This window comes from Clostridia bacterium, from assembly GCA_028698525.1.
GTDB lineage: Bacteria > Bacillota > Clostridia > JAQVDB01 > JAQVDB01 > JAQVDB01.
Window position 1 is genome coordinate 1 of the sequence record JAQVDB010000023.1, and the last position, 17,517, is coordinate 17,517.

The 17,517-nt window shown below is 34.9% G+C and carries 15 protein-coding genes, 2 tRNA genes and 1 other annotated feature; of the genes, 13 read left to right on the forward strand and 4 right to left on the reverse strand.

What is annotated here, in order from left to right:
• Both PHP06_04770 and PHP06_04775 read right to left on the reverse strand, forming a co-directional pair.
• The coding region (locus PHP06_04770; GenBank protein MDD3839870.1) for an ABC transporter ATP-binding protein at positions 1 to 709 on the reverse strand (709 nt) is incomplete at its 3' end.
• A 105-nt stretch (positions 710 to 814) separates the two neighbouring features.
• On the reverse strand, positions 815 to 1,816 hold the full coding sequence (locus PHP06_04775; protein MDD3839871.1) for an ABC transporter substrate-binding protein: 1,002 nt from the start codon (positions 1,814 to 1,816) through the stop codon (positions 815 to 817).
• Between the two features lie 133 nt (positions 1,817 to 1,949).
• Between PHP06_04775 and PHP06_04780 the strand changes: the two genes are divergently transcribed.
• The 8 genes from PHP06_04780 (at position 1,950) to PHP06_04815 (ending at position 9,874) form a co-directional block, all read left to right on the forward strand.
• Positions 1,950 to 2,024: transfer RNA gene (locus PHP06_04780), tRNA-Thr, on the forward strand.
• Between the two features lie 483 nt (positions 2,025 to 2,507).
• Positions 2,508 to 2,584 (forward strand) — tRNA-Pro (locus PHP06_04785).
• Between the two features lie 112 nt (positions 2,585 to 2,696).
• The gene (pgsA, locus tag PHP06_04790; protein ID MDD3839872.1) at positions 2,697 to 3,215 is read left to right on the forward strand and encodes a CDP-diacylglycerol--glycerol-3-phosphate 3-phosphatidyltransferase; all 519 of its coding nucleotides are present in this window, start codon (positions 2,697 to 2,699) and stop codon (positions 3,213 to 3,215) included.
• Between the two features lie 33 nt (positions 3,216 to 3,248).
• The gene (locus PHP06_04795) at positions 3,249 to 4,139 is read left to right on the forward strand and encodes a hypothetical protein (GenBank protein MDD3839873.1); all 891 of its coding nucleotides are present in this window, start codon (positions 3,249 to 3,251) and stop codon (positions 4,137 to 4,139) included.
• A gap of 35 nt (positions 4,140 to 4,174) precedes the next feature.
• Positions 4,175 to 4,405, forward strand: a binding site (T-box leader).
• A 54-nt stretch (positions 4,406 to 4,459) separates the two neighbouring features.
• The gene (locus tag PHP06_04800) at positions 4,460 to 7,102 is read left to right on the forward strand and encodes a valine--tRNA ligase (GenBank protein ID MDD3839874.1); all 2,643 of its coding nucleotides are present in this window, start codon (positions 4,460 to 4,462) and stop codon (positions 7,100 to 7,102) included.
• Between the two features lie 103 nt (positions 7,103 to 7,205).
• Entirely contained in the window at positions 7,206 to 8,504 is a 1,299-nt protein-coding gene (locus PHP06_04805; protein ID MDD3839875.1) for a bifunctional folylpolyglutamate synthase/dihydrofolate synthase, read from the forward strand.
• 63 nt (positions 8,505 to 8,567) lie between these two features.
• Positions 8,568 to 8,819 (forward strand): hypothetical protein, encoded by a 252-nt coding sequence (locus PHP06_04810; GenBank protein ID MDD3839876.1) that lies wholly within the window; start codon positions 8,568 to 8,570, stop codon positions 8,817 to 8,819.
• A 98-nt stretch (positions 8,820 to 8,917) separates the two neighbouring features.
• Positions 8,918 to 9,874: a YncE family protein gene (locus PHP06_04815; GenBank protein ID MDD3839877.1), complete on the forward strand. Its 957-nt coding sequence runs from the start codon at positions 8,918 to 8,920 to the stop codon at positions 9,872 to 9,874.
• Positions 9,875 to 9,877: 3 nt separating this feature from the next.
• Here PHP06_04815 and PHP06_04820 read toward each other — a convergent pair whose 3' ends face one another.
• Positions 9,878 to 10,402, reverse strand: a complete 525-nt coding sequence (locus PHP06_04820; GenBank protein ID MDD3839878.1) for a DUF4364 family protein — start codon at positions 10,400 to 10,402, stop codon at positions 9,878 to 9,880.
• Positions 10,403 to 10,514: 112 nt separating this feature from the next.
• A complete protein-coding gene (locus tag PHP06_04825; protein ID MDD3839879.1) occupies positions 10,515 to 10,742 on the reverse strand; it encodes an alpha/beta-type small acid-soluble spore protein in 228 nt (75 codons plus the stop codon).
• 194 nt (positions 10,743 to 10,936) lie between these two features.
• Here PHP06_04825 and PHP06_04830 point away from each other — a divergent pair, with 194 nt between their 5' ends.
• The 5 genes from PHP06_04830 to hprK are packed head-to-tail and all read left to right on the forward strand — an operon-like array spanning position 10,937 to position 17,514.
• On the forward strand, positions 10,937 to 12,382 hold the full coding sequence (locus tag PHP06_04830; GenBank protein MDD3839880.1) for an FtsW/RodA/SpoVE family cell cycle protein: 1,446 nt from the start codon (positions 10,937 to 10,939) through the stop codon (positions 12,380 to 12,382).
• A gap of 1 nt (position 12,383) precedes the next feature.
• Complete coding sequence (locus tag PHP06_04835; protein ID MDD3839881.1) at positions 12,384 to 13,823, forward strand: penicillin-binding protein 2; 1,440 nt, start codon at positions 12,384 to 12,386, stop codon at positions 13,821 to 13,823.
• A 21-nt stretch (positions 13,824 to 13,844) separates the two neighbouring features.
• On the forward strand, positions 13,845 to 15,662 hold the full coding sequence (gene uvrC, locus PHP06_04840; protein ID MDD3839882.1) for an excinuclease ABC subunit UvrC: 1,818 nt from the start codon (positions 13,845 to 13,847) through the stop codon (positions 15,660 to 15,662).
• A gap of 28 nt (positions 15,663 to 15,690) precedes the next feature.
• Complete coding sequence (locus tag PHP06_04845) at positions 15,691 to 16,533, forward strand: Cof-type HAD-IIB family hydrolase (protein ID MDD3839883.1); 843 nt, start codon at positions 15,691 to 15,693, stop codon at positions 16,531 to 16,533.
• A 24-nt stretch (positions 16,534 to 16,557) separates the two neighbouring features.
• The gene (gene hprK, locus PHP06_04850) at positions 16,558 to 17,514 is read left to right on the forward strand and encodes an HPr(Ser) kinase/phosphatase (GenBank protein ID MDD3839884.1); all 957 of its coding nucleotides are present in this window, start codon (positions 16,558 to 16,560) and stop codon (positions 17,512 to 17,514) included.
• Positions 17,515 to 17,517: the final 3 nt, after the last annotated feature.

Here is a 17,517-nt window from a genome sequence, read left to right on the forward strand (position 1 = left end):
CATCTCTGCACTTCAACGGGGATCTGTCGGCACAAGAAAATGCTATTTGATGAATACTCTTTATTTTTGCAGGTCTGTTTGTGAGCACTACTACTCTATCGGCCATAGATATAGCTTCTGCTATGTCGTGGGTTACAAACAAGATTGTTTTTCCGCGATTTTTTAATATGGTATATACCTCATCTGCTATAGCTAGCCTAGTCTGATAATCTAAAGCAGAAAATGGTTCATCTAGCAGAAATATTTCCGGCTCTAAGGCTAGGGTTCGTATCAGAGCAGCTCTTTGTCTCATTCCACCGGATAGTTGGTATGGATATGCGTTTTTAAATTCTTCCAAACCATAAGTTTTCAAAAGCCTTTCAATCTTTGCTAGGTCTTTTTTATTATTTTTATGTTGTATTTCTAAACCAAGCATAGCATTTTGAATTATAGTTCTCCATGGGAAAAGGTGGTCGTGTTGAAACATATACCCGATTTTGGAGCAGTTTGTTTCTACAGGATCGCCGAATATTTTGATCTCTCCGGAAGAAGGTTTGATGAGTCCGGCAACTAGCGACAATAACGTAGATTTTCCACAGCCGCTGGGGCCGACGATGCTTATAAATTCTCCTTGATTTACAGATAAAGATAAATTATCTATAGCTTTTGTTTCACCACTTAAATCATGGTATTTCATGGTTATATTTTTTATTTCTATCGATTTAGGGATACCCACCAGTTTTACCTCCATAAATTGTAAGTTTAATTTATTATATTCACGAAATGCTTTATTGGTGAAAGCACATATTAATAAAATAAGCCGGTTGATGCCGGCTTATTTTATTAAATCGATTGATCTTTCTGCGAATTCATTGTTAACTAGTTTTTCGAACGGCGCTCTGTTATCTAATTCACCTGCTAATTCTATTATTTCTTGCAGATGATAAAAGGATTCCTCTGTGAGTATGGGATTTTTCACCCAAGTATCCTGTTCTTTATATCGTTTTACTACAGTAGTTAGCAAATCTAGATCCGAGTCGGGAAATGAGGGTTGTATCGTTTTTGCAATATTTTCTGGTGAATTATTTTCCACCCACTGTTGCCCCTTGTATATAGCATTAGTAAATCTTTGTATAAGGTCCCTGTTTTTCTCGATAAAACTTTTTTTAGCTGAATAAACAGTATATGCAACTTCCCCTGCTGCCTGACCAACAGAAGCTACAATATATCCCTTGTTTTCTATTTCCATTTGAGATGCTACCGGTTCAAATAGAGTGACATAATCCTCTGTTCCCCCTTCAAAAGCTCCAGCCATCAGCGCAAATTGTACATTTGTAAGTACATCAACATCTTCACCGGGAGTCAATCCGTGGTTTTTAAGTACGTATTCCAATGTCATTTCAGGTACTCCGCCTTTTCTTCCACCTATTATTGATTTTCCTTTTAAATTTTCCCACTTAAAATCCGGTTCCGGTTTTCTCCCCACTAGGAAGGAACCATCTTTTTGGGTAAGGCGGGCAAAATTAACTGCGTAGTCCTCTTTGCCTTCATTATAAACATATATTGATGCTTCTGGTCCCATAAATCCTATATCTGCTTGATTGGATAGCAGTGCAGTCATGACTTTATCGGCACCCTGGCCGTTGGAAAGCTCTATTTTTATTCCTTCTTCTTCAAAGAACCCTTTGTTTATAGCCACATATTGTGGTGCATAGAATATAGAGTGCGTTACTTCGCATAATCTGACCTCTGTGAGTTGGTCTTTCTGACATCCTGTAAAGGTGAGAAAAGTCACAAGTATGATTATCATTAAGAGCATAGCAAAAAACTTTTTCATTCAAATCCTCCTTCCATTTAAAATGATATAATTTATTATATTCAACACAAAATAGATTGGTGAGTTTTGATTTGTCTATTGACTAAAGTGATTTAAGTCTTTATAATTTTATTTGTAACTTTTATAAATTCATGCCAACGTAGCTCAGCGGTAGAGCAACTGATTCGTAATCAGTAGGTCAGGGGTTCAAGTCCCCTTGTTGGCTCCACTGATACCAAGGCTTTGGAGGTCTTGGTTTTTTTATTTTTGAAGGATGGTTGGCACTTTTGTTGACACTCTATATATAATACATAAAAAATAAACGCCTTAATTGGCGTTTTCTCTTTTTCTGATAAGCGTATTCGCAAGTGTCTCTGCTGCTTTTTCGTTGGTTTTTTGTAACATATCTGCACCTGTTCTTTTAAACACTTCGAATCACATAAATTCATAAATACTAAATAAATAATCGCTATAAAATATATAAAGTGTCAATATTATTTTTAAAAAATCAACTGTCTTTATGGGGTGAATGAATAAAAATGGGCGAAATAATATATAATATCCATTAATTAGATATAGGAAGAAAATAATGGATTGTTTCCGTTAGAAAGTCATAAATTTAACATAGAATAAAAAAATATATTTGACAAAACCAGACTAATTGATTATCATATAGAATGAATTTAACTTAGTAGTTATCCAAGTTTAAAGTCGGGGTGTAGCGCAGTTTGGTAGCGCGTCTGGTTCGGGACCAGAAGGTCGCAAGTTCGAATCTTGTCACTCCGACCATTTTTATATCTATAGATTTTAAGAAGGATTTTATTCTTTTATGGTGAAACTATATTTTATACATATTCAGCAATAATATATGCAATATATTAAATAGAGAAGGGTTTTTTACATGAGCATACCTAATATTATTACAATGTTTAGATTTTTCCTGGTGTTTCTTTTTGTATATTTTTTTTATAGTCCTGAAAGAAATTCCTCATTATATGCTACCATTACTTTTATAGTAGCGGGCATATCTGATTTTTTAGATGGCTATATAGCAAGAAAATATAATATGGTTACGGAATGGGGCAAATTGCTAGATCCTCTTGCTGATAAGCTTATGATAATCGCAGTGCTTTATTGTCTAACTAGCAGGGGTGTTTTGCCTCCTGCAATAATTATAATCGTGGTTATAAAAGAGATGCTTATGGGTTTAGGGGCTGTTTTCCTTTATAAAAAGGGAAAGATAGTAGTAGGTGCGAAGTGGTATGGGAAGATAGCTACTGTTTTATTTTACATAGCGATAATAATGATAGTTTTTGAAATTAAATATGGAGAAGAATTGTTGTTAATTGCTATAGCTTCTACAATTCTGGCGTTTATCAGGTATGCAATAGATTATTTTAAACTAAAAAAGACCATTTAAATAGAGTAGTATAGAAAAGGTAGGTGTAGGAATTTGAAAGACCGGTTTGATGCGGTATTAACCAAATATAAAGAAGGCTTGTCAAAAAATAAAAATGTACAGGGAATAATACACTTTGGAAGTACATACCATAAAAATTTGTGGGAAAAATCAGATCTAGATTTGATGGTAATAACAAACTGTGAACAAGAGAGGTTCGAGCCTATATATGTGAGAGAAAACAATGGTGTACTGATACATATACAATATATCAGCAGGAATGTATTTGATAATTATATCAAAAACAACAGAGGTGGAAGATTTCATTATATAGTAGCTGACGGAGAGTTAATACATGATAGCGATGGAACTATTTTAGAACAAATCAATGCACTCAAGCTTGACCCATCTAAAAATTTTAGATTGAGAATATTAAAGGAGTTTTCTCAGCTTATAGATAAATATAGGATAAGCCAGAAATTTTCACAAAACAAAAAGATAATGGATGCATATAGACAGCTTTTGGCTAGCACGGTTCACTGGGCTAGAATTGAAATATATCAGTCCGGTCAATATCCTAGGAGGGATTTATGGAATCAAGTATATGATGTAAATATTGGGGTATATAAGATATACGAAGAACTTTTATTTGGTACCGAACCGGTGGAAAAAAAAGTAGAGCTGATGCAGATTATTTATTTGAATATGATAGCGGCTAATTCAACTACTTATGCCAAACCTTTGCTCGATATATTGAGGAAAAAAAGCCGAGCTATGAGATTTATTGAGATACAAAGCTGTGAAGAGCTTAAAGGTCTGGATGTAAATTTAGAGATCTTATTGGAAGAATTAGTGAGATTAGGTATCGTAAAGGAGCAGAAGTCAGTTTTTGTACCTCTTTCATCCGACAATTTTAATGTATATGAAGTTAAATATAGCATCTGATTGACAAATATCGCTTTTAGTTTATAATAAAAAATAAAAACGCAGTGAAGGAGAGGAGTAGGATTATTTTCATGCAAAGAGAGGGAATCCCGTAGGCTGGAAGGATCCTGCAGTGGAATTTTCCGAAGGTAGCTCCGGAGCATCTATTCTCAAAGCTCGTTTAAGCTGTAGGAATAGACGGCTATTTCCGTTATAATATTGAAGAGCATGCGCTTTTGTGCATGAATTAAGGTGGTACCGCGAAAACAACCCCATTCGTCCTTAAAATAAGGAGTGTGGGGTTTTATTATTTTTATAATGATACATCAAGGAGGAGAATTATGTCGAACAATATAGCTAAAAAATATGACCCAACAGATGTAGAAGATAGGCTGTACAAGAAATGGATGGATGAAGGCTACTTTAAGGCAGTTATCGATAAAAACAAGCAGCCCTTTACAATAGTTATTCCACCGCCTAATATAACAGGTCAGCTCCATATGGGGCATGCCTTGGATAATACTTTGCAGGATATTCTAATCCGATGGAAAAGGATGCAGGGATATGCTGCTCTCTGGCTTCCTGGCACTGATCATGCCAGCATAGCTACAGAGGTAAAGATAGTTGAAGAATTGAGAGAACAAGGAATATCAAAATATGATCTGGGAAGGGAAAAGTTCCTAGAAAAGGCATGGGAATGGAAAGGAAAATATGGAGATAGGATTGTAAATCAGTTAAAGAAATTAGGAAGTTCATGTGATTGGTCCAGAGAAAGGTTTACGATGGATGAAGGATGCAGCCAGGCTGTCAATCAGGTATTTGTAAATCTATATAATAAAGGACTCATTTATAGAGGGAATAGAATAATCAATTGGTGTCCTGTTTGCCAAACTGCTTTATCTGATGCGGAAGTAGACCACGAAGAACAACAGGGACATTTTTGGCATATAAAATATTATATTTCCGGTGAGAGCGAATATATAACAATTGCAACTACACGGCCTGAGACTATGCTGGGGGATACAGCGGTTGCTGTAAATCCGAAAGATGAAAGATACAGTCATCTTGTGGGCAAAAAAGTTGTGCTACCACTGCTTAACAAAGAAATACCTGTAATAGAAGATGAATATGTGGATATGGACTTTGGCACCGGCATAGTGAAGATAACCCCTGCTCACGATCCTAACGATTTTGAAGTAGGATTAAGACATAATTTAGAGCAGATAAGGGTTATCAACGACGATGGTACTATGAATGAATTAGCCGGTCATTATGCAGGATTAGATAGGTTTGAGGCCAGAAAACTGATAGTAAATGATTTGGAAGAACAAGGTATGTTAGTTCATGTGAAGGAACATACGCACAATGTGGGACATTGTTATAGATGTCATACTGTAGTAGAACCCATTATTTCAAAACAGTGGTTCGTAAAGATGAAACCTTTGGCACAGCCTGCAATAGATGCGGTAAAAGAAGGCCAAGTAGAATTTGTGCCTGAAAGATTTGAAAAGATTTATTTTAATTGGATGGAAAATATACAGGACTGGTGTATATCAAGGCAGTTGTGGTGGGGCCATAGAATTCCTGCATACTATTGTCAAGAATGTGGAAATATAATCGTTTCTAAGGATGCTCCACAAAGCTGTGATAAGTGTGGTTCTGGCAAATTAGAGCAAGATCAAGATGTGCTGGATACGTGGTTTAGCTCTGCGCTGTGGCCGTTTTCTACTTTGGGTTGGCCGGATCAGACAGAAGATTTAAAGTTTTTCTATCCTACAGATGTATTAGTCACAGGATATGATATTATATTTTTCTGGGTAGCAAGAATGATTTTTTCCGGGATAGAACATACCGGACAGGTTCCCTTTAAACATGTGTTAATCCACGGTATTGTCAGAGATTCAGAGGGCAGAAAGATGAGTAAATCGTTGGGCAACGGTATAGATCCGTTGGAGGTAATTGATCAATATGGAACAGATGCCTTGAGATTTACACTTGCCAATGGCAATACTCCAGGAAATGATATGAGGTTTTACAAGCAAAGGGTGGAAGCCAGCAGAAACTTTGCAAACAAAATATGGAATGCTTCCAGATTCATACTGATGAATGTGGAAGACAAGGATTACTCCGATGTAGATAAAAATAAGATTTTATTCACAGATAAATGGATTATAAGCAGATACAATACTTTGGTGAAAGAAGTAACTCACAATCTTGAGAAATTTGAACTGGGGATAGCGGCACAAAAGTTGTATGACTTTATATGGAATGAATACTGTGATTGGTATATAGAAATAGTAAAACCTAGATTATACGGAGATGATGCTGAAAGTAAGGATGCAGCCATGTATACTTTAACATATGTGCTTTCAAATACATTGAAGCTGCTACATCCGTTTATGCCATTTATAACCGAAGAAATATGGCAGCATCTGCCCCATACAGGAGAAAGTATAATGATTTCCGATTGGCCTGTAGAACACCAAGAAGAAATAGATACCGATGCTGTAGACAAGATGGAAATAGTAATGAATATTGTAAAAGCCGTTAGAAATATAAGAGCTGAAATGAACATAAATCCCGGGAAGAAAGCCCAGGCTGTTTTTGTTACCAAATCAAAAAAAGTAATAGACACAGTGAATGAGGGGATGGAATATATACAAAAACTTGCCGGTATTTCGGCTATTTCTATGGCTGATGATAAAAAAAGTATACCGGATGACGCTATATCAGCAGTAATACCAGACCTAGAGATTTATATGCCGTTGCGTGAATTGATAGATATAGATAAAGAGATTGAAAGATTAGAAAAAGAAAAGCAGACACTTGAGAAAGAATTAAATCTTGTCGATAAAAAGTTAGGAAACAAGAACTTCATTAATAAGGCGCCTGCTAATGTGGTTCAAAAGGAAAGGGATAAGAAGATAAAGTACCAAGAGATGTATAAAAAAGTGATTGAAAGGCTAAAAACAATAGATGATTGATATTATGGGGCGGGTACTGAAGTGCCGCCCTTAATTATCCTACTAGAGCAAATGATGAATAATTTGTTAAGATAATCGTAGAAATTAAAGATGAGGTAGATAAATGAATTATAAACAAGCGATAGAATATATACATTCTGCAAATCAATTTGGTATGAAACTCGGCTTGGAAAACATTATCAAGCTTTTGCAAGAATTGGATAATCCCCATCAGGGGATTAAGGTCATCCATGTAGCGGGTACAAACGGAAAAGGATCAGTCTCCTCCATGATAAGCTCTATTTTAATAGAGAGCGGATATAAAGTAGGATTGTTTACTTCGCCTTATCTAGAAAACTTTAATGAAAGAATAAAGATTAATGGTATAAATGTTTCGGATGAGCAAATTTCCAATAATATAACATTGATCAAAGAAAAAATAGATCATATGATAAATATGGGATATCAACATCCTACGGAGTTTGAAATCGTCACTGCCTTGGGATTTCTAATTTTCAAACAGAGCAAAGTAGACTTCATAGTGTTAGAGGTAGGGCTGGGGGGCAGACTGGATTCTACTAATGTTGTAACTCCGCTTATATGCGTTTTGACTTCCATTGGTATGGATCATATGAACATATTGGGCAACGATATTGAAAAAATTGCATTGGAAAAAGCAGCAATAATCAAGCCGGGCTCCATAGCTGTAAGCTACCCCCAGACAAAAAACGTATATAAAATTATAGAGAATGAATGTGCAAAAAAAGATGTGGTTTTGAATAGAGTAGAGTGCGCAGAGATTAAACGGATCGGGTTTTCAGAATCCGGTCAGATATTTGATTTTAAATATGATAATTTAGTATTAAAGAACTTGAAATTAAATCTCATAGGCAGGCATCAGATATTAAATGCAGCTACGGCAATTATTGCAGTGATGAGTCTAAAGAAACATGATATAAAGATTTGTGAAAAGGCTATAGAAAAGGGTTTAGAAAACGTAAAATGGCCAGGGAGGCTTGAAATCATAAGTAAACAGCCATTAATCTTGATAGATGGCGCACACAATATTGACGGTGCAAAAAGTTTGAAACTGGCTTTAAAGGAGCATTTTAATAAAAGGAAAATACTTATGGTTATAGGGATGCTGGAGGATAAGGATGTTGAAGGAGTTGTTGAAGTGCTCGCTCCCATTGCTGAAAGTATAATTACCAGCCAGCCTGAAAACAAAAGGGCACTGAACCCTGAAAAAATGGCTTTGCTTGTAAACAAATACTGTGAAAATGTTCATATAAGCGATAGTGTGGAACAAGCTGTGGATAAAGCACTATATATGTGTAATGATGATCAGATGATAGTATTTTGTGGTTCTCTGTATCTAGTGGGGAAAGTAAGGACAATAATAAAAGAAATAAAAAACCTGTAATTAATAGTATAACAAATGAATAATAATATTATATGATTCTAAATTTTAGGATTGTGATATTATATGAATGTTTTTGATAGTAAAAAGAGGAATGCACTGGAAGAACAAGCTTTATTGTTAGAAATGATAGATAAGGCACAACGTCAATTAAGAATGAGTTATAATAGTTGTAGTGATATGAGTAATATGCATATAAAAAGAGCCAAGAGGTGCTATGATATAGCTATAATTCAGGCTAGGATCAAAAAGATAAAATGTCCATGGAGTGTAATAATAAAAAGAATATTATTTTTCACAGTCTTGTCCAAGATTTAAAAAAAGAGAGGTTGAGGGTTATCCCTTAACCTCTCTTTTTGCACTAATGTAGCGTTTAATTCATATTATAAATTAAACTTATTTTGGAGGGATGAGACTTGAAAAATGATCATCATCATGGGAAATTAATTGTAAGCAATAGAGCCAGTGATACAATTTCTATAATAGATTCAAAGACATTTTTGCACATTTCAGATATTAAGATAAAACCTTTAGGGAATGGATTTGATAAAATCAATTATTATAAGAAAGGGTATGCAGTTGGCCCTCATAATTTAGCGTATAATGCTAAAAATGGAATGGTCTATTCTACTAATTGTTTTGATGATAGTATGTCTGTAATTGATATAGAAAAAAACTCTGTAAGTGCAACTTTTTTTGTAGGTGTAAACCCAAATGATCTTGCTATTGATAGCCATTCTTCCAATATTTATATAACAAATTCTGATTCAAATACCGTTTCAATAGTAAATTCTGATGAAAACAGGCTGATCGGACAGCTGCCAGTAGGACTGATGCCTCAAGGGATATGTATAAATCGAGATGGGAGTATATTAGCAGTTGCTAATACTGATTCTAATAGTATTTCCATCATTAATATATATCAAGGATATAGTGTGTCGGATATAAAGTTGGATTTTAGTCCAATAAAAGTGATATTCTCTAGAGATAATGATAGACTTTTTATTTCAATGTTGGGAGATAATAGCGTAGGATTTATTTACATTGTAGATACAAATGATTTTAAGATAGTCTCTCAGATAAAAGTGATGCAAAACCCTATACACATGGCGGAAATCAGCCGGCAAAAGCTGCTTTATGTATGTTGTATGGGAGATGGATATTTATGCGCTGTTGACTTAAGCCAGAACAAGATGCTGGACTGTATAAAGATCGGATGTATGCCACATGCGATTGCTTGTGATCCTGAACGTGAGTATATGTATATAACCGATATGAAAAACGATGATATTATTAAATTTAACATTAAAGACTTCAAGGAAGAGGATCACATTTATTGCGGCAAGGAGCCTAACGGTATTATATTTATATAAAGGTTATTTTATAATGTTATCAATGATGTTTTTATAAATAGCTGTTGCGTTTGTTTCCCATTTATCACATATTATTTTAGCTTGTTTGCTGGATACTACGTTAAGTTTTAAATCAATGAGAGTGATTTGATTTTCAATTACCTTACAGTTTACTATATATTCTTTATCATTGATTTTTTCATATTGGGCAGTTATTTGCAATTGTTTTTTTATAGCCTCTTTATTTTTATCTATATAGTTATCCATCAATATCCTGGTGTTATCAGGTATGCGGGAAACAAAACAATCTAAGGTTTTTTTGCCTTTTTCTGTCATGGAGTAGAGATATTTATTGGTGAACTTTGCTTTGCTCAACAAATCGTTTTTCACCAGCTCATCCAATATCTGTTGAAGCAAGAAAAAGTTTATCAAATTGTTTTGGAGTATAAACTGAGTTATTTGAGAGTTGGACAAGTGTATACCAATCCTATCAACAAAATAAAGTATTATTAGTTTATTTTCTGCTACTTCCTTAAAATCGAAGCTCATCGTATCACCTTGCGGATAAATATATATTAATAACAAATATATTATAACATACTAGCACTTAAAGCAAATATAAAAGGGATCTGTAATTAGAACAGTTCCCTTTTATTATTAGTTATTTATTGTTAAGGGTATCTTCAGCCATTGATATCAATCTTTTTACCATCTGACCTCCCACTCTACCGCAATCTCTTGCAGTGAGATTACCCCAGTAGTCTTCTGATCCTTGTTGTACTGGCAGTTTCAATTCTGATGCGATCTCGTATTTCATATTATCCAATTCTTTATGTGCATTTGGATTTAATTGTCTGTTTCTGCCTGTATTGCTACTTCCAGCAGCCATTTTTGAATCCTCCTTATTAATGAAATTATTGCTTTTGTATTATTAATTTAACCTTATGTTAATCTTTATATACTAGAATATATTTGTAATTTAACTAGCTATATATAACATCATTAGTAATTAAGGTAATATTCAAAAGTCTGTGATATAATATTAAAAAAATAGATGTTTAGGCATTGACTTGAGGTGTTGTCATGTTTTTGCAAATAGTAAAGGTGCTGAATTTTTTATCCAGATATCTTTTAGTTATAATAGCTTATGTTTTTTTGATAAATATTATAATCAGAAGCAAAAGGGAAGACCAATATTTTAAATATCTAATTTCAGGTTCTGATGATGAACAAAATCAATATAGTGGTGAAGATGATGAAGAGGATGAAGAATATTATGGAATACAATCAAAATGGGATTTACTTTTTTTGATAATAATATTTAATATTATATCATTTCTAATATTAGCATTGAAGCATAGTCCCACGGATAAGAAAACTCTTATTTTTTGTGCTCTTTTATGTGGTGCACATATATTTTGCTATGTTGTGCTCACTGTGTTGTTTAAATACATGGATAAATATATACTGTTAATATACCAATTTTTGACAAATATTGGTCTTGTGATGCTTTATAGATTGAATTATGACTTAGCATTTAAGCAATTAGAACATTTTATAGTTGCTATAGCAGTATTTGCTGCCGGTTATGCTGCATTTAAAACCTTTAAAACAGCATATAAATATGGAATGTTTTATGTAATCGTTTCTATTGTATTGTTGATTGCTACTTTGATTTTTGGCAGTGAAAAAGGAGGGGCGAAAAACTGGATTATCGTTAATGGCTATGGCTTTCAGCCTTCAGAAGTTATAAAGCTGTTGATAGTTTTAGCTGTTTCCTCCTTTGTTACGAAATATCATTCGTTTAAAAAGTTGCTCCCTGCTTTTGTATTTATAGCTTTTACAATTTTGATTTCATTGTTTCAAAGGGATCTTGGGTCTGCTCTTTTGTATTTTTTAATATCGCTGATAATTGTATATACATCAACTTCTAATATAATATATCTGCTGGGCAGTGGGGCTTTTATAACACTAGGTTCTATTATTAGTTTTTATTTATTTTCCCATGTTAGAAGGCGGGTTTATGCGTGGAGAAACCCTTGGGCAGATGCATCAGGTGGTGGGTACCAGATAATACAAAGTCTTATTGCAATTGCTTGGGGTGGTTTTTTTGGAACCGGTTATGGAAGGGGTTTTCCACATTATATACCGGTTGTGACCACCGATTTTATTTTTTCTGCTATTTGTGAAGAGTTCGGTGTTCTTACCGTTATTGCGATAATAATGATGTATCTTTATTTTATAATAAGGGGTTTGAACTTGGCAGCCAAGGTTGAAAATAAATTTAACTCATTAGTAGCAGTAGGCATAGTGAGCACCATAGGGATACAGGCCTTTGTGATAATAGGCGGTGTAACAAAACTGATTCCTTTGACTGGTATCACACTTCCGTTTATAAGCTATGGAGGCAGTTCATTTATTGTAACCAGTGGATTCATGGGGATTCTTGAAAATATATACAGCTCAAATCATAGGGCTATGTTGACAGAAAGAAAAGTTTACCTTGCAGATAGAGGAAGTGAAGGTTAGTATGGAAAAAATCAGGAAGAATATAGTGAAATTATTGGTATGCTTTGTAGTCATGTTTGGTGTGCTGATTGTATATATTGTAAATTTCCAGTTAACCAACGGTAAAAATGTGGTATTAAGTTCTTACAACAGAAGATTGACCGGTTTGGCAGAAGTAAGGGTTTTAGGAGATATATTTGATAGAAATGGAGACCTGCTTGCCACAGCAACAGAAGATGGACAAAGCTTCCCTAGATTTTATAAAGGGGGTAGCTCTGGCAATCCACGTGCATTTTCACACGTTGTGGGATACAATGATTTAAACAGGGGTAGAAGCGGAGCTGAACAGTATTATGCTTACCACTTGCTTGGAATGGACAGCAATTTGATATCCAATATAATTCAAGAGTATAGGTATGGAAAAATAAAAGGAAATGATGTTCATTTAACAATAGATTCTAGACTTCAGGTAAAAGCAGAAAGAGCACTTGCTAGCATGTTAAAATCTTTGAATACAAATAGGGCTGCATTAGTCGTAATGAATGCTCAGACAGGTGAAATATTGAGCATGGTGAGCAAGCCTGACTACAACCCTAACGATATCAGTGAGGATGTTTTGGACGATAAAGATAAACCTCTTTTAAATAGGGCGATACAAGGAAGATACGCGCCTGGTTCTACTTTTAAAATTGTAACTGCAGCTTCTGCTTTAATGAAAGACGAAGCTTTATTAACCAAGACATACCATTGTGATGGGATGATAAACATAGGCAAAGATACTCTATCGTGCTTGAACAACAAGGCTCATGGTGATATAGACATGAACAGGGCAATGGAGGTGTCATGCAATACCACTTTTACCAAGCTGGGACAGGATGCTGGATATCAATCGATAAAGCAAACAGCCGGATTGTTTGGATTTAATAAAAAGGTCCATGTGGATCAAATGCCGATAAGTCAAAGCACTTTTAAGGATAAAACCGAAAAGTCTGAAATGGCCAGAACATGGCAATATATAGGTCAAGGGGATATATCAGTTACTCCTTTACATGTAGCCATGATCACATCCGCTGTAGTAAATGATGGTAAAATAATGGCTCCGGTTATGATAGAAAAGGTAAAGAATTATAGAGGTGTACCATTGCATGTTGCCAAACCTTCAGTGTTGTACAATCCTATAACACCAAAAGTATCCCAACAAATAAAGGATATGCTTATAAATGTAGTAAAAAACGGATCTGGCAAGAATTTTATGATAAATGGAATAGAAACCGGAGGAAAGACGGGTACTGCTCAGGTAAAAGATGCACCTTCCCATACATGGTTTACCGGTTTTGCCAATGGGAAAAATGGTTATATAGTAGTTACTGTAGTCATAGAAAACGGAGGTGGAACTGGAGGCGGGCAGGCTGCTCCAGTAGCAAGAGATGTGGCTATGGAAGCTATTAGGCTAGGATATTAGAAGACAGTAGGGAGTGGTTTGATGCCTATTACAAAAGAACAACTTGATATGCTTCCGGAAAACCCTGGGGTTTATATAATGAAAGATAAATCCGGCAATATAATATATATAGGTAAGGCTAAGTCGTTGAAAAGCAGAGTAAAGCAATATTTTCATTCAACGATACATCATCCCCCTAAAGTAAGAGTTATGGTGAAAAAGATAGATGATATCGAATTTATACTTACCGACACAGAGGTTGAAGCACTTATATTGGAATGTAACCTCATCAAGGAACATAGACCTAAATACAATGTAATGCTCAAGGATGATAAAAGTTATCCATATATAAAAATCACCATGAATGAAGAATATCCCAGAATATTTCTTACCAGGGATTTGAAGAAAGACGGAGCAAAGTATTTTGGTCCATATACAAATGTTTCAGCTGTTAGGCAGACTATTGATGTTATTAAAAAACTTTTTCCCATAAGAACCTGTAAAAAAAAGATAGAATATGGAGATAAAAATGGAAGACCTTGCCTTAATTATCATATAAAACAATGTATGGCTCCTTGTCAAGGGAAAGTGAGCAAAAATGAATATAATGATATGATAAGGCATATATCTCTATTTTTAAATGGCAAGTATGGCGAATTAATAGATAAAATGAATCAGGAGATGGTCCAGGCCTCTAAAAATATGAACTTTGAAAAGGCTGCGGTGATAAGAGATAAGATAGAATCGGTAATGCAGGTGATGGAAAGACAGAAGATAATCTCAAATGATTTTGAAGATCAAGATGTTATTGCTTGTGCTGTAGAAGACGTTCATGTTTGCATCCAGTTGTTTTTCATAAGAAACGGGAAGTTGATAGGGACTAAACATTTTATGTTGGAAGACATTTGTCAAACAGATATCGCAGAAGTGCTCTCCTCTTTTATAAAACAATTTTACTCTGATGCAATATTTATACCAAAATATATATTGCTTCAATCGGATATCAGCGAAGCAGAGGTGATATCAAAATGGTTAACTGATAAAAGAGGTGATAAGGTATATATAAAGGTTCCACTCAAGGGTAGAAAGAAAGAGCTGATAGAACTGGTTAAAAAAAATGCGCAGCAAACTTTGGAGGACTTTCTTGAAAAAAGACAATGGGAACTACAAAGAACCCATGGTGCGGTGCGAGAATTAAAGCAATCTTTGTCTCTTAATAATCTGCCTACCAGGATTGAGGCATTCGATATATCGAATATACAGGGCACTCAAAGTGTTGGTTCTATGGTAGTATTTGAGGATGGAAGGCCTGTGAAAAAGGATTATAGGAGATTTAGAATAAAAACAGTTGAAGGGACGGATGATTTTGCAAGTATTGCTGAAATAATACAAAGAAGGTATAAAAATTTAGATAAAGACGGTAAAAAGCCTGATCTTATTCTGATAGACGGTGGAAAAGGGCAGCTTAATGCTGCATTATCTGCATTAAAGAGGCTTGGATGGACAGACATTGATATCATAGGTCTTGCGGAGAAATTTGATGAGATATATTTTCCGGATAAAAAAGAACCTGTGATATTGCCCAAGAAGTCTCATGGTTTGCATCTGATTCAGAGAATAAGGGATGAAGCCCATAGATTTGCTATAACATACCATAGATCCTTGAGGTCTAAAAACACAGTTAAGTCAATTCTAGACGATGTGCCCGGGGTAGGCCCGAAGAGAAAAAAACTTCTTATAAAACATTTTGGCAGCCTAGATAAGATAAGAGATGCAAGTATCGATGAACTTATGGAGGTAGACGGGATAAACTTTAATGTTGCACAAAATATTTATCTTTTTTTTCATGAAAACTATTAAGGTTTTTAATATAAGATATATAATATAAATGGGCAAAATAATAATTTTTTCGGGGGTGTACAAAATAGAGTATAAATTAATTTTCGTAGATTTGGATGATTCATTACTGGGCAATGATTTAAAGATAAGCCAGCAAAACAAATCATCCATAAATAAAGCTATCAAAAAGGGTGTTAAAGTGATTATAACCACCGGACGGATGTATAAAGCAGCACTTCCTTTTCATAAGGAATTAGACTTGGATACTCCAATTGTATCTTTTCAGGGAGCTTTGATTAAAAACCCTTGTACTGAAGAAATTCTGTTTTATAAGCCTTTGGATATTGAACAGGCTAGACAAGTATTAGAGTTTGGCGAGCAACTGGATATTCATATGCAGATTTACCACGATGATGGATATTATGTAAAAGATGAAAATAAATATTCAAAGATGTATCAACAACAAAACAAAATAAAACCCTTTGTTGTAGGCAAAAGTTTGACCGAATTTTTGAGTATGCCACCGGCAAAGATAATTTTTATCGATGAACCGAATAGAATCTTGAAGATATACAATGATATAGCTACTTCTAATATATTTTCCGGCGAACAGTTATCGATATGCACTTCGAAACCCCATTATTTAGAGTTTAATAGGGCAGGTATAACAAAAGGCCATGGAGTAGAATTTTTATGCGATTATTATGGGGCAAGTCGTAAACAGGCGATAGCTATAGGGGATAGCTACAATGATTTACCTATGATAAAACAGGCAGGGTTAGGGGTTGCCGTGGGGAATGCTGCCCCAGATATAATAGAGGAGGCAGATTATGTAACAGCTACCAATGAAGAGCAGGGGGTAGCTGAAGTAATAAACAGATTTGTATTATAAGTACTAGATAGTGGGGGATTATTTATGGAAGATATAAATAAAGGTTGTTATATAAAGATCGATGAATGGGTAGAGACGTTGAAACTAGAGCCAGTATATGTAGGTAAGAATGATTCTATAAAAGTTATTACAAGTGATGTAAACAGGCCAGGGCTCCAGTTTTCCGGGTTTTTTGATTATTTTCCTTTTAATAGGGTGCAGGTATTAGGAAAGGTTGAGATGACTTATCTTTCAAGAATGAGCAGCGATAAAATCCTTGAAAGAGCAAGAGAAGTATATAAGTATGATATACCTTGTACAATTGTTACTAGGGGAATGGATATCCCCCCTGAAATATTGGAAGCTTGTAAGCAATACAATAGACCAGTATTTAAATCTAGCAAGGTGACTACCCAGATAATGGGCAAACTTGTTAATTTCCTAGATAATAAGTTAGCTCCACAGATCACCAGGCATGGAGTATTAGTGGATGTATATGGGGTAGGAGTGTTGCTCATGGGCGAGAGCGGGATAGGTAAGAGCGAAACCGCCTTGGAGCTTGTCAAAAGGGGGCACAGATTGGTAGCAGATGATGCTGTAGAAATAAGAAAGGTATCAGAAGATAGACTGGTAGGCAAATCCCCTGAGTTGACCAAGCATTTTATGGAGATCAGGGGGGTTGGAATAATAGATATAAAAACCTTGTTCGGGGTAGGAGCGATTATCGATAGCAAGTCAATAGATTTAGTGATTGAACTGGAAAAGTGGGATGAGCATAAAGAATACGATAGATTAGGTCTTTCTGATGAGAGCATTGAAATATTAGGCGTTAAAATAACCAGACTCAGCATACCGGTAAGGCCAGGGAGAAATTTAGCCATTATCGCTGAGATAACTGCCAGGAATCATAGACAGAAAGCCATGGGATATAACGCAGCTAGAGAGCTTAACAACAGATTGATTGAAAAAATAAGTAAGAGTAAAGAAGAATCAGATCATTAGAGG

What these genes read in the sequence shown, in the direction of transcription:
- PHP06_04805 (MDD3839875.1), top strand. Translation starts at nt 7,206, where the DNA reads ATGAATTATAAACAAGCGATAGAATATATACATTCTGCAAATCAATTT.
- PHP06_04775 (MDD3839871.1), bottom strand. Translation starts at nt 1,816, where the DNA reads ATGAAAAAGTTTTTTGCTATGCTCTTAATGATAATCATACTTGTGACT.
- PHP06_04820 (MDD3839878.1), bottom strand. Translation starts at nt 10,402, where the DNA reads ATGAGCTTCGATTTTAAGGAAGTAGCAGAAAATAAACTAATAATACTT.
- PHP06_04830 (MDD3839880.1), top strand. Translation starts at nt 10,937, where the DNA reads ATGTTTTTGCAAATAGTAAAGGTGCTGAATTTTTTATCCAGATATCTT.
- PHP06_04800 (MDD3839874.1), top strand. Translation starts at nt 4,460, where the DNA reads ATGTCGAACAATATAGCTAAAAAATATGACCCAACAGATGTAGAAGAT.
- PHP06_04810 (MDD3839876.1), top strand. Translation starts at nt 8,568, where the DNA reads ATGAATGTTTTTGATAGTAAAAAGAGGAATGCACTGGAAGAACAAGCT.
- pgsA (MDD3839872.1), top strand. Translation starts at nt 2,697, where the DNA reads ATGAGCATACCTAATATTATTACAATGTTTAGATTTTTCCTGGTGTTT.
- PHP06_04825 (MDD3839879.1), bottom strand. Translation starts at nt 10,742, where the DNA reads ATGGCTGCTGGAAGTAGCAATACAGGCAGAAACAGACAATTAAATCCA.
- PHP06_04845 (MDD3839883.1), top strand. Translation starts at nt 15,691, where the DNA reads ATGGGCAAAATAATAATTTTTTCGGGGGTGTACAAAATAGAGTATAAA.
- uvrC (MDD3839882.1), top strand. Translation starts at nt 13,845, where the DNA reads ATGCCTATTACAAAAGAACAACTTGATATGCTTCCGGAAAACCCTGGG.
- PHP06_04835 (MDD3839881.1), top strand. Translation starts at nt 12,384, where the DNA reads ATGGAAAAAATCAGGAAGAATATAGTGAAATTATTGGTATGCTTTGTA.
- hprK (MDD3839884.1), top strand. Translation starts at nt 16,558, where the DNA reads ATGGAAGATATAAATAAAGGTTGTTATATAAAGATCGATGAATGGGTA.